Here is a 19,703-nt window from a genome sequence, read left to right on the forward strand (position 1 = left end):
CTAAAGTGAAAGGTTCTCTTTACACCAGACAGGTTCATTTGTAAAACCTGCTGCTGTAAGGGGGATTTTTTTTATGTAAACTATTCGTTTGTGTTTTAGTTAGAGGTCTTTCTTATATGAAAACAGGCGTATGAAGAAAATAAGGTTGGATTTTTATGGCTAAATGTGTTACGCTTACTTTCCTTTTTTTGTGTCGGAGCAAGTGGTTGCGATGCAGAAATCGAGACTTGATATTCTTAGGAGGTAACTGAAATGGAGAATGAGTTTCAAAGTGCCTATCAAGAAGAACAGCACAGGCTGTCGCTTGCTATGGAGGAAATTGATCGGAGATTGGAACGGCTTCGCAATACGCCGGTGTACACCGGGCATGATTTTACGGAGCAAGTGCTAGAATCGGCACGGGAGGAAAAACGTCAGGCTTTGGCCAAAAGCTCGCAGGAGCCTTATTTTGGTCGTATGGATTTTGACGAACGTGGCAGAGGGCAGCGGAAGCCACTTTATATCGGTAAAATTGGAGTGGAGCGTGAAGAAACGTCAGCGTATCCGCTGGTGATTGATTGGCGTGCACCGATTGCCAGCTTGTTTTATTCGTTTACAGGTGGTGAAGAAACCGCGTCTTACGAAGCTCCTGAGGGAACCATTGAGGGCTTGGTCTATCTGAAGCGTAATGTTGTCATTCGGAAAAAAATCCTGGAACGGGTAGCCGATACATATAATCGTGAAAGCGACGAGCCTGCCGTTTCTGATGAGTTTCTCGTTTATCGTTTGGGAGAAAACAAGGATAACCGTTTACGGGATATCGTATCTACCATTCAGGCGGAGCAGGATCAGATCATCCGCGCGGCCAAAAATACAGCCCTCGTTATTCAGGGGGTAGCGGGTAGTGGCAAGACGACGGTAGCGCTGCATCGGCTCGCATTTTTGCTGTATCAATACAAGGATCAGGTATCAGCGGACAAAATGGTAATTTTCGCACCAAACCATATGTTCCTTGACTATATTTCAGATGTACTTCCAGAGCTGGGGGTCGGGAATATTCAGCAAAGTACATTTGCAGACTGGGCACTGGACTTATTGGGTTTGGATTTACCTTTGGCTGATCCTGCCGAAACATTATCTTATTGGTTTGAGAGTGGCAGTCTGAGAAAGGAATCCATGGATGAGGCTCCGGGAAGATTCAAGGGCTCGGTTCACTTTATGGAGTTGCTTCAAGCTTTTGTTGAACGACTGGAGCCCATCTCCGTGCCTGAGGGGGATTTTTCACCATGGGATGGAGCGGTGCTGCCACAAGCTGAGATTTTGAATTGGTTTAATGAGGAATATAAGCCTTATCCGCTCGCGAAGCGGAAGGAGCGTGTGCTGGCAAGAGTGCACCGCTGGATTGAAATGGAACTGAAAAAGTCGCCTTCGGCGGCAGCGCTCAAGGAACGCAAGAAAAAGGCAGGAGCACGGGAAAAGGCATATGCTAAAAAATGGCCACAATACGACGCACTGACGCTCTATAAGCAGCTTTTTCAGGCAGCTAAAGGGTTACCCGCAGATACGGCTGCGGAGATGAAGGCTTCTCTGCCGCATGCTATTTTTAAGACCACACAGTCGGATCTGCGAAAACAGATTATCCGTGAAGAAGATCTGACTGCGTTAGTGTATCTTCACGTGCTGATTCATGAGGTAGAATCATCCCAACGTTTTGACCATGTGGTCATTGATGAAGCACAGGATTTTTCACCTTTTCATATCGCATTGCTGGATTTGTTCGTGAAAGGGCATTCCTTTACGATATTGGGCGATTTATCGCAGGGCATCCATGAATACCGTGGTGTACATGCGTGGGAGGAAATGAGTTCTCTTTTTGCGCCGGAACATACCGGGTATTTTGCACTTACGCGGAGCTACAGATCAACCTTGGAAATAATAGAATTTGCAAACACGATTTTGGAGCAGGGAGTTCGCGGCGGTATTACGGCAGTTCCGGTATTTCGTAGTGGCGATCCGGTGCGCACCGTGTCTTACGACTCATCCGTGCGTGAGCAGAGTTTGCTCACCGCTCTAAAAGAGCTGTCCTCCAAGGAGTATCGTACTGTTTCTGTGCTGACACGCACCTTAAAAGAGGCTATGGAACTGCATGAGGTTTTCATAAGCGCGGGGTTGGATGTGAATTTGATTGACGGTGGTAAAAAGCAATATGAAGGCGGTTTGTCGGTACTGCCTGTGTACCTATCCAAAGGTCTGGAGTTCGATGCAGTTATTGTGGCGGATGCCGACCATGAGCATTATGGAGAACGGGCATGGGATGCCAAACTGCTGTATGTAGGATGTACCCGTGCGCTGCATGAGCTGTGGCTATTGCATGATGGCTCACTTCCTAGTTACGTACAGGCACAGACGGAGTAAGCAGAAAAAGCGTTGTAAAGCATCGCCTGAGTTGTTGTATTCCTTTTTGTACTGTTTATCTTAGTGATGGAAATTATGAAGTTATGCCAGTCGAAGAACAGCCACGAAATTCATCTTTCGTCTAAGGCTGTTCTTTATTTTTTTTTGTAGGCGACTGACTTGTAGATCTACAGCCGTGCCGTGACCATGCTATCTGCAACTTGTTAACGGATATGGTAGAATAAGAGGCGGTTTATACCGTATCAGGATTATAGATGACTTGAATTTTCATGATTTTCAACCGTATGAGCGAACATAGTATAGTATCTTTTCAAAGAAAAAGAGAAAGTGTTCGTTCATAAACCATAAGGAAGTGAATGAAATGGACTTATTTTCATATTCCCAAGAGTCAACGCCAAGCAATCGGTTGCTTGCGGATCGCTTGCGTCCGACTTCGCTGGATGAATATATTGGACAGGAGCATGTTGTGGGTCCAGGTAAGCTGCTGCGAAGAGCTATAGAGGCAGATCAGGTCTCTTCTATTTTGTTGTACGGACCGCCGGGGTGCGGCAAAACAACACTGGCACATATCATCTCGCAACACACGCAAGGCGATTTTGTACGTCTGAATGCTGTAGAAGCATCTGTGAAAGACGTAAGAGAAGTCATTGACCGGGCACAGACGAATAAATCGATGTATGGCAAAAAAACCATTTTGTTTCTCGACGAGGTACATCGTTTTAACAGCTCGCGTCAGGATGCACTGTTGCCTGCGGTGGAAAAGGGCACGATCGTGTTTATTGGCGCCACCACTGAAAATCCCTTTCACTACGTCAACGGCGCTTTAATGAGCCGTTCTACGTTGTTCCAGCTTGAAGCGCTAACGCAGGAGCATTCGCTGGCTGCTATGCGCCGTGCCTTGAGCGATGCGGACAAAGGGCTCGGCTACATGCAGCTTCAGGTAGATGAAGCTGCACTGGCTCACATCGCGTCCATGGCGAACGGTGATATCCGCCGCGCTTTGAACGCGCTGGAACTGGCGGCGCTCACGACGCCTCCGCTGGCAGACGGCACGATTCACGTGACACTGGAAGTCGCAGAGGAATCCATCCGTCGCCCGATTGTCAAAGCAGATGAATCCACGCAGTATGACGTGCTGTCGGCCTTTCACAAAAGCATTCGCGGCTCCAGCGACGCCGCGCTGTTCTGGTTTCTGTACGCCGTAGAAAAGCTCGGCATGGACCCGATGACCTTTATCCGCCGCCTCATCGCTGCGAGCAGTGAGGACATTGGCCTAGCGAACCCGCAGGCAATGGTGCAAGCGGTGAGTGCGCTTGAAGCCTATCGCAATAACGGCTGGCCCGAGGCCAAACTGAACATTGCACAGGCCATTTTGTTTGCTGTGGAAAGCCCAAAATCGAATGCCGTATATACGGCAATTTCACGGGCCATGTCGGCTATGGACGATATCAAATCGGCCGAGGTGCCACTCCATTTGCGTGACGCACACTATAAAGGCTCGGAAAAGCTCGGTCATGTTGGCTATCAATATCCACATAATTATCCGAATCATTATGTGAAGCAGCAATATTTGCCCGATTCGATAGCAGACCAAACCTTCTATCAGGCTACTGAGCAGGGGAATGAGTCAAAAATCAGGCAAAACCAGCGCTGGCGGGATTCACAGTCTTGATATATATGTGTGACTTCATATACAGAGTGTGTACGATATCGTCACGTTACACCATGATCGTGCAAGAGCGAAGAAGGAGATAAAAAGATGAAAGACGTGCTATTCGTTGCCGCGGGCGGAGCGCTTGGAACCTCTACCCGTTATGGCCTGCAATCGCTGTTGCCTGCGGCGGGTGCGGATTTTCCACTTGGTGTGCTGCTAATCAATTGGATCGGCTGCCTGTTTCTTGGTTGGTTCTTTACGGTAACCTTGCGATCATGGCGGATCAAGCCGCGATTGCGACTTGCCATCGGAACAGGCTTTACAGGGGGCTTTACCACCTTTTCCACTTTTGCAGTAGATGCTGTACGCCTCACGGTTCATGATCGTATGCTGACGGCTGTGTTGTACCTGCTGCTTAGCGTAGGCGGAGGGCTGTTTTTGACATGGACAGGTATCCGCCTAGGTACAAAAATGACGCAGGCTGCTCCCAAGGAGGAACGCTTATGATCTGGTGGGCGGCGGCAGGCGGGATTATGGGTACACTAGCGAGATACGGGCTTGGCATGTGGGCCGGAAAGAGGTTCGGTACCGTATTCCCGTGGGGGACGTGGATCATTAACGTCAGCGGTTCATTGCTGTTAGGCTGGCTCTATGGCCAGTTTACGCAAAACCATTTGTCTCCGGCACTCTGGATGCTGCTAGGAACAGGTTTTTGTGGCGGCTACACCACCTTTTCCACATTCGGCTATGAATCTCTTCAACTGATGGAGCGTAAAGAATACCGACGCATGGCTACGTATGTACTGTCCTCTGTCGTGGTAGGAGTTGTAGCTGCGGCTATCGGGTACAGAGTCAGTTAAGCTTATACATTTTTGAGATAACACGTAAAAATGCAATAAAAAGCTTCCAATCCCGTCTCAAGGCATTCTCAGCCGTGATAAGGTTTGGAAGCTTAGTGCTGTACCTATACAGCTATTTTTTATCTCGTTCTTTGTACAATTCAGGTAAAAGGGATTCAAGTTCAGGTCTTGGATCAGGATCAGACAACTTCATTTCCTCCAGCGTTTGGACGGCAATCCGTAGCACAGTATAATCCCTATACCAACGGTTGTCTGAAGGAACGACATACCAAGGAGCTTGTTTGGTTGCGCTTAGCTCTAATACATCCTCATAATACTGGGTATATTGCTTCCAAAATTTTCGTTCCTGCAAGTCACTTGGATCGAGTTTCCAGTTTTTGTGGGGCTTTTCAATCCGGTCGATCAGCTTTTCTAACTGAAATTGCTTTGAAATATGTAAAAAGATTTTAACCACCTTTACACCATTATCCAGCAACAACTGTTCAAAATGCTTGATATGCTTAATATTCCGTTTGGCCTGCTTATCGGATATCTGTCCGTGAACACGTGTAATCAGCACATCCTCATAATAAGAACGGTTAAATGCTGCAATATATCCACGTCCTGGGGTAACGCTATGAGCACGCCACAAGAAATCATGACTTAATTCCTCAGCCGTAGGTGATTTAAAGCTGTGGACAGTCACCCCCGCAGGGTTAAGGTTGGAAAACACCTGTTTGATGACGCCATCTTTGCCGCTGCAATCCATACCCTGAAATACAAACAAAACGGATTGTTTTTTCTCTGTAAATAATTTGCTTTGTAATTCCGTGAAGCGTTCCTTCAATTGATCTGTTTCCTGTCGGATTTCTTCTTTATTTTTGATATTCTTCGTATCCTTAGGGTCCCATTCTTTCAAAGAAACTTTTTTACCCGGTGTCAGCATTCCTAATGAATCAGACATAAAGGCACGCTCCTTTTCAATTGAAGTATGATCTTGTCTACATCATATACCCAAATGAGGATGTTATCAAAAGTTCCTTATGTATTAATGATCTTTCAAGTTAATTCGAAAAGGATTACATAGGCAATAAGTTAGAAGTCCATTGTAGCGCTCTTATTTAAATATGACGTTTTCTATTTAAAATGGAAAGTATACCAATGGATTAAAAGGGACGTGTATACACCATGGAAAATTTTTTGCGAGAAATGTTTGCTTAGCATGACAGACATCATAAAGAGCAGATTATGAACTCTTTTTCAATCATTAAATAAAAACATCTTTCATAAAAAAAAGTCGCCCCTTCCAAATCTGGAGAGACGACTTTTTTTAATTCCTACTATATCAATGAAAAATGGTCATTCATTTAAACTGTTTCAGGCTGAAGTTTTTCAACCTTATCAATGGTTCCTCCACCCAGACAGCGTTCCCCATCATAAAATACAACAGCTTGTCCAGGCGTAATGGCCTTTTGATGTACATCGAATATGACATGCACGGTTCCATCAGCAAGCCATTGTAAAGTTACTTGCTGATCAGGTTGGCGATAACGGAACTTGGCTGTGCAACGGAATTCGCCGGACGGACGAGTATCTGCGCCTTCAATCCAGTTCACATCTGTTGCAATCAGGCTGGTAGAATACAGGCTGTGGTGACGATCACCTTGTACCACATATAGAATATTCTTCTCCAGATCCTTATCCGCTACAAACCACGGTTCACCTGAACCTGAGCCGCCAATGCCCAAGCCTTGTCGTTGACCCAGTGTATAGTACATCAGACCATCGTGGCGTCCTTTGACTTCACCAGTAGCGATATCCACCATGTCTCCACCTTTTGCAGGCAGATATCCACTCAGAAACTCCTTAAAATTACGCTCGCCGATAAAGCATACGCCTGTGCTGTCTTTCTTCTTGGCCGTATACAGTCCTGCAGCTTCCGCTATTTTACGCACTTCTGGTTTCGGCAGATGACCGATAGGGAACATGGCTCGGGACAACTGTGTTTGGCTTAATGCATTTAGGAAATAAGTCTGGTCCTTATTGCTATCCACACCTCGCAGCAAGGTAAAGTGGCCGTCTTCTTCCACAACCCGTGCATAATGTCCAGTAGCAACATAATCTGCTCCCAAATCCAGCGCTTTATTTAGAAACTCGCCGAATTTAATTTCACGGTTACACATGACATCCGGGTTGGGTGTGCGTCCAGCTTTATATTCATCAAGAAAATAGGAGAATACTTTATCGAAGTATTCTTTCTCAAAATTGACGGTATAGTAAGGAATGTCGATCTGTTCACAGACGCGGCGCACATCCTCCGCATCCTCCTCAGCCGTACAACGGCCAAATTCATCCGTGTCATCCCAGTTTTTCATGAAGATGCCGATTACGTCATAGCCCTGCTCCTTCAGCAGCAGCGCGGTAACGGATGAGTCGACGCCACCGGACATCCCGACGACGACACGGGTTTCATGATTGGCTTTAGCCATGGTCATCACCCAATTCTTTCAATATTGTTGTAGAACCCACCTATTGTAACATAAACGATAATAAGATACGATGTTTGGACGATCCAACGACACGGCGAACGATGGAAGAAAGCTATATAAAATGGGCTAAATCTGTTCCAAATCGCCCGAAAGCAACTTTTTTTAAGATTGTTACCGTAATGTTTCCCTTTACCTGCCCTAATATGTTAACATAAGCTGAGGGTTAGGATCGGAATAGAGAGGTTTACAACACCAGTTATTCCGCGTGTTTAACGGAATTGTTACTATAAGTGAGGTGGCACAATTGAAAATATCAACGAAGGGCCGTTACGGCCTGACCATTATGATGGAACTTGCAGCCAGGTTTGGCGAAGGCCCAACTTCTTTGAAAAGTATTGCCGAAAAAAATCAGCTGTCAGAGCATTATCTGGAACAGCTCATCGCGCCTTTGCGTAATGCAGGTTTGGTAAAAAGTATCCGTGGTGCTTACGGCGGTTATATTTTGGCGAATGAACCGGCAGGAGTAACAGCGGGAGACATCATTCGTGTACTGGAAGGTCCGATTTCTCCGGTCGATTTCACGGAAGAAGACGATCCGGCAAAACGTCAGCTGTGGCTGCGAATTCGTGACAGCATCGCTGAAGTGCTGGATTCTACTACACTTAAGGACTTGATCACATACCAAGAACATGATGAATTGGACAATTACATGTTCTATATTTAACCAGAAGCTAGTTATATAGCCAAATTGCCTTATGTGGCAAGGGTTTTCAAGGTTATGGATTCGAGCGAGCTACCCGCAAATTACCCGCACTTCTAATTGTTGATTGCCCATTCAAAATCATCAGCAATCTTGATTTGGCGGTTTTTTGTGACGTGGAGATAGATCAGTTCTGTAACTTTAGAATTGCTCTTGTGTCCGATTCGTGCCTGAATCTCTGGCAGTCCGACTCGCGGATTAGAAGCGAGTAACGATACATGGGTATGGCGTAAACTATGTGGAGTAAGATTTGTCGACAATTCAGCTTTAGAAAGAACTTTCTTCATATAGTCGCCCACCCTTGTGACTTGAACTGGATATCCAGGATAAGAGGGACACCAGAAAACAAAATTGTCTTTCGGGTTGAATTTTTTGGCAGAAAGGCGCTCATCCTTTTGCCACTCCCGCAAAAATCCGAGAGCCTTGGCTACAGTATCTCCAAAGCTTATAATGCGTTCGCTCTGTTCATTCTTTGGAGGAATAAAGGAATACTTAAGAACGCTTGTACCGTAAAGCTGTTTGTTTACATCAATCGTTCGTGCATCAAAATCAATATCGTCCCACTGAAGTCCTGCTGCTTCACTGATTCGTAAGCCTGTGTAGGATAGTAGAATGAAAAAAGCCCACATGTTGGTTGTAAGCATAAACCTGGATAATTGCAAAAAAATTTTTAGCTCGTCCTTCTCAAGAAATTTGGGGAGGACTTGTCTTTTTTCTCCTGCTTTCCGTGCTTTTTTTTTCTCCTTTGGTATAACTGCATCAGTGGTCGGATCGAACTCGATCAAGCCATTTCGTTTAGCGTGTGCAAACATAAGTGAAGCTGCTGTGTGTATAGTGGTAATAGTACTGCGGCTCTTACCCTCTTCTTTTAGCTTATAAAGGAAATCCTGATATTGACTCGCGGTCACGTCTGCGAGCGCAAAGCCACCAAATTGCTCCAACAGAACATTTAGTCCATACACGCGACTTTTGATCGTATTGCCAGCTGGCTCTCGTTCTATGATATATGCTTTAAGCCAGGTCTGACTCCAAGTCCGTACTGTTAGGTCGTCTGTGTATTTCAATTTTTTCTGTATCTTTTTCGCCTCAATCAAGATCCCAAAATCAACTGCCTCTTGAATTGTGTCAAACCTAGGCGACTCCATTTCTTTGCTGCTTTTCTTTTCCTCCCCATCAATAAATTTGGTAGTGGGAATGTAGTAGCGGTAAGTATACTTGCCATCACGTTCCCTTACATTTGTCGGTAACTTCCTTTTAGTGTAACTTTCTTTCTTTTTCACAGTTTTAACTCCTTTCTTTTAGAAATACAAGAACATATGTTCTCATTTTGGGTATATTTAAACAGCCTTGCAGCTGGAAAGCACAAAGTTATATGTAATAATCATGAAGTTGTTTCGGAATACCGCAACGTAATAGATAAGCTTCGTGCGTTTCCCACGGCTCCCGTTCCACGGAATTTGTCAGTAGTTTAACAGCAAACAGGTTTGCTTGTCGTTCGTATTTCCCGACTGCAAAGAAAGTGTGCTCATCTAGCCAAAATTGGCTTAAACCTGAGTGTAGACGGTCATGACCAAGCTCGTGAGCACATACTATACGCTGCCATTCATCAGACAGGCCATTATGTATGCAGATAAACCGCCTTCGCAATTTACGGTAATACAGGCCCCGAGTCCCTTCATCAAATTCTACATGACGTATTAATATATTAAGCCCCGTGGCTATAACAAAAGGGTCGTTTGTTTTGAATCGTCTAACTAACTTGCGAATAATATCGTCCAAAACATCACCTACTCTTGGGTGCTTTCGTTGTCTTTAGAAGACTTCTTTTTTCTGCCGTAGGTTTTTTTGTTTAGTTCTTTTGCTTCCCAAAGCAGACCAGTGAGCATGTCCATGACTCTTTGGCGTTTCTCGCCTTCGATAGGTACACCGTCAAAAAGTATAGGCTGGTCTTCTTCAATAATTCGTTTTATGTCGGTTATATCTCTGGATGTAGCCCAGTCAGGAGCATTGCGGGTAGAATCGGGCTCATCATCACTTTTTGTGAAATGGTCAAGTGGAGTATTAAAATAATCTGCTATCTTCTGAAGTGCTGCTATTTGTGGATTTTTTGTTCTACCGTTCAATATTTGAGTGATTGTTGTGTACGGGATTCCAGTTTCTTTTGCTAATTTATATCTGCTCACGTTGCGCTCTTTCATAACTAGTTCGATTCTTTCTGCAATACTCACAGGAAACAACCTTTCTATAACTCAGATTAGTTATATCTCAATGAAGTTATAGTATCTCGAATCAGTGAGCTTTGTCAAGCAATGTAAAGGAAGATAGAGGAAATGCTTTATTTTATGACTAGTATGAGTTATATCAGGCATTGAATATATCTCGTATGAGTATTATTATGTGATCAGGAGGTGAACATGATGGGGCAAGCAATTGAGGCAAATGTTCAAAGATTGATTGATGCAAAGGGCTGGACGATTTATCGCCTCTCTAAAGAAAGTGGAGTAACAGTATCCGCATTATACAACATCGGTAAGAAAAAACAAGGTCCATATGCTGAGACACTAGTGAAGCTCGCTAATGCTCTTGGGTGCACGGTCGATGAGTTGGTCAGACACTAAAATGGAGAAATCGAAAGAATCTTACAACAGGATGGTGAACCTTGATGACTGTTGATTTAAAACCAACATTGGATGTTATTGACGCTGCAGAATATCTAAAAGTCAGCAAATATACTGTGATCAATCGTATCAAACAAGGTAAGTTGAAGGCCTATAAACAAGGGGGTAGATGGAGGATTAGAAGAGAATGGCTTCTTGAATATGAAAATGATCTACTCAAACAAATTGCATAATCGAAAGGAGAAACAATATGACTCAATTAGTATTTATCGAAAATGGAAACACGGTGACTGATAGCCTCACGGTAGCTGAGGTATTTGGAAAAGAACATCGGCGAGTTATGCAGGATATTCGGGAATTGGAATGTAGCGAAGAATTTAGAGAGCACAATTTCGTGCCTTCCTCTTACAAGTCGGCTCAAGGTAAAAACGTGGCTAAATTCATTATCTCTCAAGACGGATTCTCATTCCTCGCAATGAGTTACACCGGGAAGGAAGCTGCACGTTTCAAAGAAATGTACATCACAGAGTTTAACCGCATGAAGGAAACACTGAGCAAGCCACCTGTTCCTGTACTAACAGAACGCCAAGCAATTATTCAGTCTCTTAAACTTACAGCCGAGGTAGCGGAAGAAGTTGAAGTGGTGAAAGCCACGACAGCAGAACACGGCACTAAACTGGTTGAGATTGAACAGAAGTTGGACAAGCAGATTACTTTAAACAGCGGTCAACAACGAACGCTGCAAAGAGCAATTTCCAGAAAGGTGTACGCCATTGAGCCAGATAAGGACGCACGAGGCGAGCTATTCCAACAACTTCACCGAGAAATCAAAGATCGCTGGCAAGTGACATCGTATAAGGATGTACTTCGGAAAGAACTGGAGAACGTCCTGAACTACATTACCTACTGGCGTCCTATTAAGAAAGGAGAATGATTATGAAATACGCAAAACAACGGCTTGACGAACTTGAAGATATGTACGATACATTGGCAAATAATCCAAGTTGGGTACATCCCGAAGTGTCGCAAGCATCTTTTGGATGGATGCTTAAAGAGATTTTGGACTTACGCATTGTATTGGGGGTCTCATGATTACTTGCGGATGCGGAGCTGAGGCAAAGTATCTGGTATACGAACATGAGGAACCACATTGTAAGGAATGCATGCTGGACGCTGTGGAATGTAAAAATCAGGTCTTGGTGAGGGTGATAGACGATGCATATGCAAGTAAGGTGCAAAGGCAGTAGTAGTTACGCGGATCTGTGCGCGTTATCCCAAGTAGGCGGACAAGCCATAGAGCATCCGAATGGAACTGTGATTTTCAAATTCAGCAGTGATGTAACATATCAGGAATATCGTCGGATTAGACGTGAACAAAAGGAGGGAGCCAAACGTGAAAACGCCGTTAGAACAAGCTATCCGGGTTCTGGAGGAGCTTCAAGCCGAAACTGAAATACGTGGTAAATCGCTCAATAACATCGTAGAGCCTTTGCTAATCTTTCGGGATGGTAAATTGCAATATGTCTTAGAGGCTTTGTATGACGTGCGTAATTCCTTAGAAAGCGAAACGACTCTGGCGGCAACCGGAGTCGAATCAGAAACTTTTAAATAACAATTTACGGAAACAATATCACATTTCTAGGAGGATGTAAATATGTCCGATGAAGTCAAACTTAGTCTATTCCAAAAAATAAGCGCCGTCATGCGGGATGTAGAGTACCTTTCCAAAGACGACAAGGTAGAGTTTAACAACACCAAATATAAAGCAATTAGCGAAGAAAAAGTAACCGCCACGGTACGCGCTAGTCTCATTAAACACGGTCTTATTGTTATTCCAGTTGAACAAATCCACACAAAGTCAGGTAATCTGTCAACCGTCGATGTTAAATACAAAATCATCGACATTGATACAGGAGATTTTGAAATTATCGTTTCTTCTGGTACGGGGGCTGACACGCAAGATAAGGGAGTGGGCAAGGCTATGACCTATTCATATAAATATTTGTTCTTACGTACGTTCGCTATCCCTACAGGTGAGGACCCGGATAAGGTGAGTAGCGCTGAACTGGACGACAAGCAGCGAAAGCGCGAGGAAGAAGCAAAGAAACCGCCAGCTGCACTACGGGCTAAGTGGAAGATGCTGAGTGGTGGTAAGCTTGACGGCTTCGATGATTGGGTTGTTCAGCAAACAAAAAAAGGATGGAGTTATTCAGACATGGAGCAAGCCCTTTTGACCAAGATAGACGAGAAAAAAGCAGAGGAGGAAGCGGCGAATGCTTAACCGAGTTATATTGATCGGCCGTTTAACCAAAGAGCCTGAACTCAGATATACCCCGAACGGAATTGCTACAACGACTTTCACCCTGGCTGTAGACCGTCCATTTACCAGTCAAGGCGGTGCACGGGAAACGGACTTCCTACCTATTGTGACTTGGCGCCAGCTTGCAGAGACGTGCGCCAACTATCTTAAAAAAGGTCGTCTGACCGCCATAGAGGGCCGTGTACAGGTGCGTAACTATGAGAACAACGAAGGCAAGCGGGTGTATGTAACTGAGATTGTAGCGGATAATGTGCGGTTTCTGGAGGGGAATAAGGACAATAGTCAGCGAGACCCGAACGAGCCGGACCATCGCCGCCATTATGACAAAGACCCGTTCCATGATGATGGAAAACCGATTGATCCAGCGGATTTAGATCTACCATTTTAAGGGGGATTTATGGAACTTATAGACGTAAGCAAGGAATTATACGCTGCATCCAATCGCCTTGGCAATTCGGCAGATGCCTTGTTCGCTCTTGGACGGAATAAAGCTGAAACGGAACGGGATTACCGTTCTTTGCTGGCACAAGAAATGCTCAAGCTTAAACATGAGGGAATGTCTGTCACACTCATTCCTGATATCGCCAAAGGAAATGTGTCGGAAAAGCTGTTCGAACGGGATTTTGCCGAAGCAAAGTTTCAGGCGGGCATCAAAGCAGCGGACGCAATTAAAGTACAGGTTTCGGCACTCCAAACTATCTTGAAATACCACTCGGATATAGGAGGCTAATACATGATACAGTACGGACTTAATCCAGCTCCTAAACCTTCATATCGCCGCCGTAAGCCTACTACTAAAAGGCGTGGACGGATAAGCAGCGATGTATATAACAAGGCTGTGATGCGTTCAGGCGGTCGCTGTGAGCGTTGTGGGAGTGTAGAGGGATTACAGTGCGCTCACCTTATACGGCGCTGGAAGATAGACGGAGAAACAACAGTAAACGATGTAGCTATGTTATGTGGTCCCAGCGTAAACAGTGGGACATGCCATAACTGGATTGATTATACGGCAGATGGCCGGGAATGGGCTTTAGAGTTCCGGCAGCAATTATACGATCAAGCAAATGAGTAGGTGGTGAAATGTCCGGGAAAGGTTGGATCAGCGTACACCGTAAAATGCTGGATAATCCGGTTGTATGTAAAGATGGCGACTACATGGCGGTATGGATGTATTTGCTTCTGAACGCCACTCATACCGAGTATCCAGCGCTGTTCTCCGGGAAGAAGGTTATCCTTCAACCCGGACAGCTTATAACCGGTAGAAAGTCGATATCAGAGAAATTAAACATTTCAGAAAGTAAGGTACAACGGATACTAAAATCGTTCGAAAGTGAACATCAAATTGAACAACAAAACGGAAACAAAAACCGCTTAGTAACAGTGGTTTCATGGTCTGAGTACCAAGAGAGTGAACAACAAAATGAACATCAAGTGAACAACAAGCGAACAACAACTGAACAACAAGTGAACACAAACAATAATGTAATAACAGAACAACAGAATAATGAAAATAAAAAACCATCTTCTCCGAAAAGTCCAAAACGGACTTATTCAGAGGACGACTTATATTATCGCTTAGCTAAAAGGTTCCATGAACTGGCCTATAAGAATGCTCAAGATGCCGGAACCGCTCATTTGATCAAAAAACCAAACTTCCAAAACTGGGCCAATACCTTTCGACTGATGTTTGAAAGAGATAATGTACATGAGTCCGAAATTGGAGATGTAGTGAAGTACGCTCTATCGGAACCTTTTTATCGAACCATCATATTTAGTCCTGATAATCTACGAAAACACTATATAGCTATTTTAACCAAAATGAAAACACAGGGAGGCGGTGGACGTGGACAGCGTAAAGCCAGCTATGCAACAGCTGCTAAAACGGGTGGAAGCTATGAAAGCTCAACAGAAGACCTCATCCTTGGAAAAGCAGGGTCAGAAGAAGAGTCTGTTTCCGAAGAACTCTTACAGAGAATTAGAAGCACCTGAGGGCTGCGCTAAGTGTGATTACACAGGAACCATCAACGTAATGCGCTGGATAGAGAAAGAGGGCTACACGGACAAGTACGGGGCTCCTATGAAGGTCCAGGTCGCCCAGGTAGAACCGTGCTCATGCTTACTGGACAAACAACTCAAAAAATACACAGCAAACAGCAGCTTCAGCCATGAGCAAAAACAGAATACCTTCAAAAATGCTGTGATTGACGCAAAAAACGCTGAACACTTCGCAATAGCAACTGATTTTCTTAACAATATCGACTCTCACAAAGAAGACGGAACATGGCTTTATATCTTCGGGGACGAAACCCGGATTAAGGGGAATCAGAGCGCTTACGGCACTGGCAAGACGTTTTTAATGGACTGCATTGCCAATGCTCTAGCAGAACGGCGCATACCAGGCCTCTACGTGACCGAGGAGACGCTTTTCGGGGATATCAAGTCTACTTACAGCCGGAACAGCGAAGAGAGCGAGAACGAGGTCCTAAGCCGCTATTATAACGTACCTGTGCTGATGATAGACGACCTGTTTACGGCTTCTTATACCGAATGGTCTGAAGGTAAGCTGTACAGCATCCTGAATGAACGCATGCAGAACGGCATGATAACGATTATAACCAGCAATTATTCTACTGATCGGATACATGAGCGACTACCGCTAAATGGCCGGAAGATTGCCAGCCGGATTGTTGGACAAGCTCAGCGGATTGAAATGATTGGCCCTGATCGGCGTGAGAAAAAGGCCAGGGATAGACTCCAATAAGAAGGGAAGAAGAAAGATGAATCAAGGCGAACGGGAACAATTTGTAGCTAATAAGGTGTTGGAAGCTACGGCATGGTGCAAGACGATGGGAGATTTTACAGAGACGTTAGGTGCCATGAGCTACACGCTCGGCAGTTTGGTGGTCGAATTTCCTCAAGATGAGAGAGAACATCTGTTTATCCAAATGGTTGAATTCATGGCAAAAGGTCTAATGGCAACATCGAAAGCTGTAGGTGAGCCTTGTAACTTGGAAATGACAAAAGGTTACAGGGATGGGCTTCAACCCAAGGAGAGGGGATAACAGAGTGAATATTTTAAAATCGCTGGAGTTAACAAAGGAATACGCCATCTGCCCGAAGTGCGGAAATGAAAATGTAGGGAACGGAGAAGGCATCCTGAGAATCGAAGAGGACTCATTTTTTCGGGCTTGCAAATGCGGTTGGTCGGTATCGGTTGAAGGAGAGGGGATAGAGGAATGATCCTATGGACTAAATACGACCCGAAGGATAGATCGATTGAAAGTCACGTAGACCACTTGGTTATAACGAGTTCAGGGGGTTGCAGTATTGCACAACATGCTAAGTCACTGGTTAGTGATGGATATGTTTGGTGCGGCATTGGTGGTTACAGAATCAACAATGTAACGCACTACTCAAGAATTAATACGCCGTAGGCCCCCGAATCGACCGAACAGCCTAGCGAAGCGGCAGCCGAATAAAATCACAGCCCCTTTTGAAAGGAGAGGATACCCCATGAATCCAATAGACCCCTATGACCTCATTGATAAGGATTATGACGAGTTTCTGCGTATAGGAAGGGAAACGTATGGAATCTCTGAAAAGGAGGCGCAGGAAGCCGATGAGAGCTTTTGAGAGCGTGTCTGACGTGGAGTTAAAGCTAATAGCAAACAATTTGGACGTCGACTATGATTACCGTATTGAAGCGACTAAGGAAATCTACCGGAGGGCAGGTGTAACGGATGGCATCAAAAGGGATTGAGAAAGACCGTAGATCTATTTACTTGGCATGTGAGGAAATGGACTTCACTTGGAAGCGGAAAGATGTAGATGACTTTGAGTTTATGTGGTCTGAAGGGAAAAGTATCCGGCAAATAGGAGATGTACTCAACCGGGACCCAGACGAGGTATTGATATTAGCGTTGGATCGAATCAAAAACAGAAAAATAAAAACACGCCCAGGCGGAGCATTGGGGGCGATGGCATGATTACTTTCGTGATAAACGAACCTCCTATGGGTGCAGTAAGAATGACACAACGGGGCAAATGGACAAGCGAAAGCGCACAGAGGTATCTAGCTTACAAATCTAGGATCGGATTCTCAGCGAGAAAACAATTCTCAGAGCCACTAGAAGGTCCCGTGGCGGTAGAAATAGGATTCAGATACCCATTCCCTAAGTCATGGACTAAAAAGAGGTTAAGAGAGGCGCTAGAGTCTCAAGAACTGCCGACGATTAAACCGGATATAGACAACTGTGTAAAAGGTATATTCGATGCTCTTAATAAAATAGCGTGGAAGGACGATTCACAGGTGGTCGCCTTGATCACACGGAAGTATTATTCTGACCATCCAGAGATCGAGGTAAAGGTATGGCAGATTGGTGAGGAAGCGCAAGGAATAATATAAATAATTCATATAACAACGTATAAAGGAGTGTTCGAAATGGAGAACAAGACTCTTAAATATATCCCTGGCTATTATCCATATCGAATTGATGAAGACGGAAAAGTATTTGCTTCCCATCCACGGACAGGCTTTCCGGTGCTGGTAAAAGAGAGCAATCACATGGTGAACGTTCATTATGGAGGGCAGAAAAAGAGAGTAAAAGTAGCTGAATTATACCGTAGAGCATTTAACAAGCTGCTTCCAGAGGATTAAATATATAGCCCCCAAGGGCAGAGAGGACATAACAATGGATAAAGCAAAAATAACAAAAGCTCAGGCGCAGGCTGTGGAATTGCTTAAAAAAGTGCATCCTGAGGCGTCCATTGTAAGAATGCATGTTGAGTATCCTGAAAAATGGTCGCAAGACTTTGAAGGTGCAAACGGCATGGAATTGGATTTGCTTATACGCGCTCTTTATAACGGTTATGAAGTGGAATTAACGATGGAAGAACGGATGAAGGTGGCTTTCGAGGAAACAACGGCTCATGATGGATGCTTTTACGGAGATATTGTGGCGGAAGCAAACGGGTTCCACGCTGGCTTTATCACGGCGCTTAAAATTGCAGGCATTGAGGTGCCAGGCATAACGGATTAAGCCCCATAGGGGATAAGAAGGAGGGAAAACGATGAGTAGGAAACTTGTAATAAGTGCATCAGCTGAGTGGGTACTGGACGATAAAGGCGAAGAAATTGGTGGTAAGGCTGTATTAATGAGTTGGGATTAAGAGTTTCATACCCCTATATATAAGGAGAGTGAACGGATTGAATAAGAGTGTGATTTTTGATGTATCTAAACATTTCATTGGCGGTTTAATGGATGGAATAAAAAAAAGAAACAACGATAGCTTGCTTGTATTAGTTCCGCTTGCAGGGAAAATTACTACCCTCGCGCCTGCAAGACAAGGTAAATACAAAGATCATTTCCGCATCAAATGTGAACTTTTAATACCCAAAGAAGCGATTAAGGGTGCGGACGCACTGGGGGATTTTGGGGCATTCACGGTGATGCGGTTGCCTAAATCTCGTGTGCAGGACGATTTCATACACGATAACCCGGAGCTGCTACAGCCCCAAGGAGGGAACAAGGAATGAAACGAGTAGTATTTTACCGCAATCCAGGGACAGGCAGCCAGCCGTACACGCAAGTCATTGAATTTGAAGACGATGTGACCGAGGCAGAAATAACGGAAGAATATAAAGAGTGGGTGTGGCAGGAAATAGGCGATCAATTCACCTGGTATTTTGAGAACGAGGATGGAGGCGGTAAAGGTGAGTGAACGGACATATAAGCTACCCTCGGGACGGGAGATCATATGCGAGAAAGGCAGGTTGTTTCTTTACAATCCTGTTACTGGCGCAATTGTAGTCAAAACACAACAGTCAATTTTAAAAGAGTTGTTTGGCTTTGTAGACTCACTCCAACAGCAGGTAAATGGCTTGAATGAGGAAAGCCTAGCTAACTTTCAAACGGCTGCGGAGAGAGGCAAGCAGATTGCGGAGAAAGACTGGACAATTAAGCAGTTAGAATCAGTAAGGGACCAACTTAAAACATGGCTGGGTGAATGCGGGACAGAGCGGGACGCTCTCCGTGAGCAGCTTGCAGAGAGGGACCGGACAATAGCCCAGCTTACCAAGCGACTGGAAGAGGCACGCAGGAACCTGAACATACAACAGGCAAAAATCAAGATGCTGGAAGTAGATAACGAAATGTTGGAATCAATGGTGGGTCAGGGATGAGAGGATGATAGATATGTCGGTAAAGGATATGACAGACCAGCAGATTAATCGGTCGTTGGCTGAGTTGATGGGGTACAGGGTTGTTAACTTGAACCCGGAGTGGTGGAGAAATAAAGCCTACTGGGTACTGAATGAACCGTCAGAGGAACGCCAGCATATCGGAAAAGGAACCGAAGATGAAGCGTGGTGCGAAGCCCCAGACTACTGCAATGATCCTGCCGCCTCTCTGGAGGTACAGGCAGTAGCCTTGAATGAATGTCCAGAAGAGTACATCCAAGCACTCCAAGAGACTATGTGGGGACGTGTGTATGCAGACATGCCAAACTATAGGGTTGCCGAAATGCTCAATGTCAGCCCAAGGCAACGAGCAGAGGCTGCTTATATGACATTATCAAATAGGGATTAAACCAATACAGGGTGTACTACACCCACTAAGGGAGGATATATA

At 44.8% G+C, this 19,703-nt stretch carries 32 protein-coding genes; 27 read left to right on the forward strand and 5 right to left on the reverse strand.

Translation table 11 applies throughout. The features are described 5' to 3' along the window. The first annotated feature begins 252 nt into the window (after positions 1-252). The 4 genes from MHB46_RS21320 to crcB (MHB46_RS21335) all read left to right on the forward strand — a co-directional run bounded on the left by MHB46_RS21320 (position 253) and on the right by crcB (MHB46_RS21335) (position 4,908). Positions 253-2,394: a HelD family protein gene (locus tag MHB46_RS21320; protein ID WP_341163320.1), complete on the forward strand. Its 2,142-nt coding sequence runs from the start codon at positions 253-255 to the stop codon at positions 2,392-2,394. Positions 2,395-2,755: 361 nt separating this feature from the next. After that, positions 2,756-4,066: a replication-associated recombination protein A gene (locus tag MHB46_RS21325; protein WP_023989915.1), complete on the forward strand. Its 1,311-nt coding sequence runs from the start codon at positions 2,756-2,758 to the stop codon at positions 4,064-4,066. 87 nt (positions 4,067-4,153) lie between these two features. Then, the gene (gene crcB / locus MHB46_RS21330; RefSeq protein WP_023989914.1) at positions 4,154-4,555 is read left to right on the forward strand and encodes a fluoride efflux transporter CrcB; all 402 of its coding nucleotides are present in this window, start codon (positions 4,154-4,156) and stop codon (positions 4,553-4,555) included. Beyond that, positions 4,552-4,908, forward strand: coding sequence for a fluoride efflux transporter CrcB (gene crcB / locus MHB46_RS21335; RefSeq protein ID WP_165178722.1), 357 nt, complete (start codon positions 4,552-4,554; stop codon positions 4,906-4,908). The genes crcB (MHB46_RS21330) and crcB (MHB46_RS21335) overlap by 4 nt, the downstream gene beginning before the upstream one ends. A 112-nt stretch (positions 4,909-5,020) precedes the next feature. On the opposite strand, the gene MHB46_RS21340 is transcribed toward crcB (MHB46_RS21335), so the two are convergent. Further along, complete coding sequence (locus MHB46_RS21340) at positions 5,021-5,851, reverse strand: PPK2 family polyphosphate kinase (protein ID WP_025723903.1); 831 nt, start codon at positions 5,849-5,851, stop codon at positions 5,021-5,023. A 403-nt stretch (positions 5,852-6,254) separates the two neighbouring features. Next, positions 6,255-7,376: a tRNA 2-thiouridine(34) synthase MnmA gene (gene mnmA, locus MHB46_RS21345; RefSeq protein ID WP_165178721.1), complete on the reverse strand. Its 1,122-nt coding sequence runs from the start codon at positions 7,374-7,376 to the stop codon at positions 6,255-6,257. 304 nt (positions 7,377-7,680) lie between these two features. Here mnmA and cymR point away from each other — a divergent pair, with 304 nt between their 5' ends. Then, the gene (gene cymR / locus MHB46_RS21350) at positions 7,681-8,100 is read left to right on the forward strand and encodes a cysteine metabolism transcriptional regulator CymR (RefSeq protein WP_013311532.1); all 420 of its coding nucleotides are present in this window, start codon (positions 7,681-7,683) and stop codon (positions 8,098-8,100) included. 92 nt (positions 8,101-8,192) lie between these two features. On the opposite strand, the gene MHB46_RS21355 is transcribed toward cymR, so the two are convergent. The 3 genes from MHB46_RS21355 to MHB46_RS21365 form a co-directional block, all read right to left on the reverse strand. Beyond that, positions 8,193-9,416 (reverse strand): tyrosine-type recombinase/integrase, encoded by a 1,224-nt coding sequence (locus MHB46_RS21355; protein ID WP_341163321.1) that lies wholly within the window; start codon positions 9,414-9,416, stop codon positions 8,193-8,195. A gap of 88 nt (positions 9,417-9,504) precedes the next feature. After that, entirely contained in the window at positions 9,505-9,915 is a 411-nt protein-coding gene (locus MHB46_RS21360; protein ID WP_341163322.1) for an ImmA/IrrE family metallo-endopeptidase, read from the reverse strand. Between the two features lie 8 nt (positions 9,916-9,923). Next, on the reverse strand, positions 9,924-10,364 hold the full coding sequence (locus MHB46_RS21365; RefSeq protein WP_341163323.1) for a helix-turn-helix domain-containing protein: 441 nt from the start codon (positions 10,362-10,364) through the stop codon (positions 9,924-9,926). Positions 10,365-10,550: 186 nt separating this feature from the next. On the opposite strand from MHB46_RS21365, the gene MHB46_RS21370 reads away from it, so the two are divergent. The 22 genes from MHB46_RS21370 to MHB46_RS21475 all read left to right on the forward strand — a co-directional run bounded on the left by MHB46_RS21370 (position 10,551) and on the right by MHB46_RS21475 (position 19,661). Beyond that, on the forward strand, positions 10,551-10,754 hold the full coding sequence (locus MHB46_RS21370) for a helix-turn-helix domain-containing protein (protein WP_341163324.1): 204 nt from the start codon (positions 10,551-10,553) through the stop codon (positions 10,752-10,754). 44 nt (positions 10,755-10,798) lie between these two features. Beyond that, the gene (locus tag MHB46_RS21375; RefSeq protein ID WP_341163325.1) at positions 10,799-10,987 is read left to right on the forward strand and encodes a helix-turn-helix domain-containing protein; all 189 of its coding nucleotides are present in this window, start codon (positions 10,799-10,801) and stop codon (positions 10,985-10,987) included. A gap of 17 nt (positions 10,988-11,004) precedes the next feature. Continuing rightward, positions 11,005-11,688, forward strand: coding sequence for a Rha family transcriptional regulator (locus MHB46_RS21380; RefSeq protein ID WP_341163326.1), 684 nt, complete (start codon positions 11,005-11,007; stop codon positions 11,686-11,688). A 2-nt stretch (positions 11,689-11,690) separates the two neighbouring features. Then, positions 11,691-11,846 carry a hypothetical protein gene (locus MHB46_RS21385; RefSeq protein ID WP_341163327.1) on the forward strand — a complete coding sequence of 52 codons (156 nt, stop codon included), beginning with the start codon at positions 11,691-11,693 and terminating at the stop codon, positions 11,844-11,846. Positions 11,847-12,147: 301 nt separating this feature from the next. Next, entirely contained in the window at positions 12,148-12,366 is a 219-nt protein-coding gene (locus MHB46_RS21390; protein WP_341163328.1) for a hypothetical protein, read from the forward strand. A gap of 42 nt (positions 12,367-12,408) precedes the next feature. Further along, positions 12,409-13,035, forward strand: coding sequence for an ERF family protein (locus tag MHB46_RS21395; protein WP_341163329.1), 627 nt, complete (start codon positions 12,409-12,411; stop codon positions 13,033-13,035). Then, positions 13,028-13,462, forward strand: coding sequence for a single-stranded DNA-binding protein (gene ssb, locus MHB46_RS21400; RefSeq protein WP_341163330.1), 435 nt, complete (start codon positions 13,028-13,030; stop codon positions 13,460-13,462). Before MHB46_RS21395 ends, ssb begins: the two co-directional genes overlap by 8 nt. A gap of 9 nt (positions 13,463-13,471) precedes the next feature. Beyond that, on the forward strand, positions 13,472-13,804 hold the full coding sequence (locus tag MHB46_RS21405) for a hypothetical protein (RefSeq protein ID WP_277511441.1): 333 nt from the start codon (positions 13,472-13,474) through the stop codon (positions 13,802-13,804). A gap of 3 nt (positions 13,805-13,807) precedes the next feature. Continuing rightward, positions 13,808-14,146: a hypothetical protein gene (locus tag MHB46_RS21410; RefSeq protein ID WP_341163331.1), complete on the forward strand. Its 339-nt coding sequence runs from the start codon at positions 13,808-13,810 to the stop codon at positions 14,144-14,146. An 8-nt stretch (positions 14,147-14,154) separates the two neighbouring features. Beyond that, positions 14,155-15,063, forward strand: coding sequence for a hypothetical protein (locus tag MHB46_RS21415; protein ID WP_341163332.1), 909 nt, complete (start codon positions 14,155-14,157; stop codon positions 15,061-15,063). A gap of 88 nt (positions 15,064-15,151) precedes the next feature. Continuing rightward, positions 15,152-15,835: a DnaA ATPase domain-containing protein gene (locus MHB46_RS21420; RefSeq protein ID WP_341163779.1), complete on the forward strand. Its 684-nt coding sequence runs from the start codon at positions 15,152-15,154 to the stop codon at positions 15,833-15,835. Between the two features lie 16 nt (positions 15,836-15,851). Beyond that, entirely contained in the window at positions 15,852-16,136 is a 285-nt protein-coding gene (locus MHB46_RS21425; protein WP_341163333.1) for a hypothetical protein, read from the forward strand. A gap of 4 nt (positions 16,137-16,140) precedes the next feature. Then, positions 16,141-16,314: a DUF3797 domain-containing protein gene (locus MHB46_RS21430; protein WP_341163334.1), complete on the forward strand. Its 174-nt coding sequence runs from the start codon at positions 16,141-16,143 to the stop codon at positions 16,312-16,314. Positions 16,315-16,693: 379 nt separating this feature from the next. After that, positions 16,694-16,834, forward strand: coding sequence for a hypothetical protein (locus MHB46_RS21435; RefSeq protein WP_341163335.1), 141 nt, complete (start codon positions 16,694-16,696; stop codon positions 16,832-16,834). Then, positions 16,815-17,060, forward strand: a complete 246-nt coding sequence (locus MHB46_RS21440) for a helix-turn-helix domain-containing protein (protein ID WP_341163336.1) — start codon at positions 16,815-16,817, stop codon at positions 17,058-17,060. Before MHB46_RS21435 ends, MHB46_RS21440 begins: the two co-directional genes overlap by 20 nt. Continuing rightward, positions 17,057-17,479 carry a RusA family crossover junction endodeoxyribonuclease gene (locus tag MHB46_RS21445; protein WP_341163337.1) on the forward strand — a complete coding sequence of 141 codons (423 nt, stop codon included), beginning with the start codon at positions 17,057-17,059 and terminating at the stop codon, positions 17,477-17,479. Before MHB46_RS21440 ends, MHB46_RS21445 begins: the two co-directional genes overlap by 4 nt. Before the next feature lie 36 nt (positions 17,480-17,515). Beyond that, positions 17,516-17,731: a hypothetical protein gene (locus tag MHB46_RS21450; RefSeq protein WP_235307642.1), complete on the forward strand. Its 216-nt coding sequence runs from the start codon at positions 17,516-17,518 to the stop codon at positions 17,729-17,731. 34 nt (positions 17,732-17,765) lie between these two features. Next, positions 17,766-18,113 carry a hypothetical protein gene (locus MHB46_RS21455; protein ID WP_341163338.1) on the forward strand — a complete coding sequence of 116 codons (348 nt, stop codon included), beginning with the start codon at positions 17,766-17,768 and terminating at the stop codon, positions 18,111-18,113. Positions 18,114-18,280: 167 nt separating this feature from the next. Continuing rightward, positions 18,281-18,610, forward strand: coding sequence for a hypothetical protein (locus MHB46_RS21460; protein WP_341163339.1), 330 nt, complete (start codon positions 18,281-18,283; stop codon positions 18,608-18,610). Further along, complete coding sequence (locus MHB46_RS21465; RefSeq protein WP_023987511.1) at positions 18,607-18,795, forward strand: hypothetical protein; 189 nt, start codon at positions 18,607-18,609, stop codon at positions 18,793-18,795. The genes MHB46_RS21460 and MHB46_RS21465 overlap by 4 nt, the downstream gene beginning before the upstream one ends. Further along, positions 18,788-19,255, forward strand: coding sequence for a hypothetical protein (locus MHB46_RS21470; protein ID WP_341163340.1), 468 nt, complete (start codon positions 18,788-18,790; stop codon positions 19,253-19,255). The genes MHB46_RS21465 and MHB46_RS21470 overlap by 8 nt, the downstream gene beginning before the upstream one ends. A 13-nt stretch (positions 19,256-19,268) precedes the next feature. Beyond that, the gene (locus tag MHB46_RS21475) at positions 19,269-19,661 is read left to right on the forward strand and encodes a hypothetical protein (protein ID WP_341163341.1); all 393 of its coding nucleotides are present in this window, start codon (positions 19,269-19,271) and stop codon (positions 19,659-19,661) included. The last annotated feature ends 42 nt before the right edge of the window (positions 19,662-19,703 follow it).

This window comes from Paenibacillus sp. FSL H7-0703 (assembly GCF_038003485.1).
GTDB lineage: Bacteria > Bacillota > Bacilli > Paenibacillales > Paenibacillaceae > Paenibacillus > Paenibacillus polymyxa_B.

Excerpts from the sequence above, each read along its gene's own strand:
- MHB46_RS21320 (WP_341163320.1), top strand. The coding sequence starts at position 253 with ATGGAGAATGAGTTTCAAAGTGCCTATCAAGAAGAACAGCACAGGCTG.
- MHB46_RS21325 (WP_023989915.1), top strand. The coding sequence starts at position 2,756 with ATGGACTTATTTTCATATTCCCAAGAGTCAACGCCAAGCAATCGGTTG.
- crcB (WP_023989914.1), top strand. The coding sequence starts at position 4,154 with ATGAAAGACGTGCTATTCGTTGCCGCGGGCGGAGCGCTTGGAACCTCT.
- crcB (WP_165178722.1), top strand. The coding sequence starts at position 4,552 with ATGATCTGGTGGGCGGCGGCAGGCGGGATTATGGGTACACTAGCGAGA.
- MHB46_RS21340 (WP_025723903.1), bottom strand. The coding sequence starts at position 5,851 with ATGTCTGATTCATTAGGAATGCTGACACCGGGTAAAAAAGTTTCTTTG.
- mnmA (WP_165178721.1), bottom strand. The coding sequence starts at position 7,376 with ATGGCTAAAGCCAATCATGAAACCCGTGTCGTCGTCGGGATGTCCGGT.
- MHB46_RS21370 (WP_341163324.1), top strand. The coding sequence starts at position 10,551 with ATGATGGGGCAAGCAATTGAGGCAAATGTTCAAAGATTGATTGATGCA.
- MHB46_RS21375 (WP_341163325.1), top strand. The coding sequence starts at position 10,799 with ATGACTGTTGATTTAAAACCAACATTGGATGTTATTGACGCTGCAGAA.
- MHB46_RS21380 (WP_341163326.1), top strand. The coding sequence starts at position 11,005 with ATGACTCAATTAGTATTTATCGAAAATGGAAACACGGTGACTGATAGC.
- MHB46_RS21385 (WP_341163327.1), top strand. The coding sequence starts at position 11,691 with ATGAAATACGCAAAACAACGGCTTGACGAACTTGAAGATATGTACGAT.
- MHB46_RS21395 (WP_341163329.1), top strand. The coding sequence starts at position 12,409 with ATGTCCGATGAAGTCAAACTTAGTCTATTCCAAAAAATAAGCGCCGTC.
- ssb (WP_341163330.1), top strand. The coding sequence starts at position 13,028 with ATGCTTAACCGAGTTATATTGATCGGCCGTTTAACCAAAGAGCCTGAA.
- MHB46_RS21405 (WP_277511441.1), top strand. The coding sequence starts at position 13,472 with ATGGAACTTATAGACGTAAGCAAGGAATTATACGCTGCATCCAATCGC.
- MHB46_RS21410 (WP_341163331.1), top strand. The coding sequence starts at position 13,808 with ATGATACAGTACGGACTTAATCCAGCTCCTAAACCTTCATATCGCCGC.
- MHB46_RS21415 (WP_341163332.1), top strand. The coding sequence starts at position 14,155 with ATGTCCGGGAAAGGTTGGATCAGCGTACACCGTAAAATGCTGGATAAT.
- MHB46_RS21420 (WP_341163779.1), top strand. The coding sequence starts at position 15,152 with ATGAAGGTCCAGGTCGCCCAGGTAGAACCGTGCTCATGCTTACTGGAC.
- MHB46_RS21425 (WP_341163333.1), top strand. The coding sequence starts at position 15,852 with ATGAATCAAGGCGAACGGGAACAATTTGTAGCTAATAAGGTGTTGGAA.
- MHB46_RS21435 (WP_341163335.1), top strand. The coding sequence starts at position 16,694 with ATGAGAGCTTTTGAGAGCGTGTCTGACGTGGAGTTAAAGCTAATAGCA.
- MHB46_RS21440 (WP_341163336.1), top strand. The coding sequence starts at position 16,815 with ATGGCATCAAAAGGGATTGAGAAAGACCGTAGATCTATTTACTTGGCA.
- MHB46_RS21445 (WP_341163337.1), top strand. The coding sequence starts at position 17,057 with ATGATTACTTTCGTGATAAACGAACCTCCTATGGGTGCAGTAAGAATG.
- MHB46_RS21450 (WP_235307642.1), top strand. The coding sequence starts at position 17,516 with ATGGAGAACAAGACTCTTAAATATATCCCTGGCTATTATCCATATCGA.
- MHB46_RS21455 (WP_341163338.1), top strand. The coding sequence starts at position 17,766 with ATGGATAAAGCAAAAATAACAAAAGCTCAGGCGCAGGCTGTGGAATTG.
- MHB46_RS21465 (WP_023987511.1), top strand. The coding sequence starts at position 18,607 with ATGAAACGAGTAGTATTTTACCGCAATCCAGGGACAGGCAGCCAGCCG.
- MHB46_RS21475 (WP_341163341.1), top strand. The coding sequence starts at position 19,269 with ATGTCGGTAAAGGATATGACAGACCAGCAGATTAATCGGTCGTTGGCT.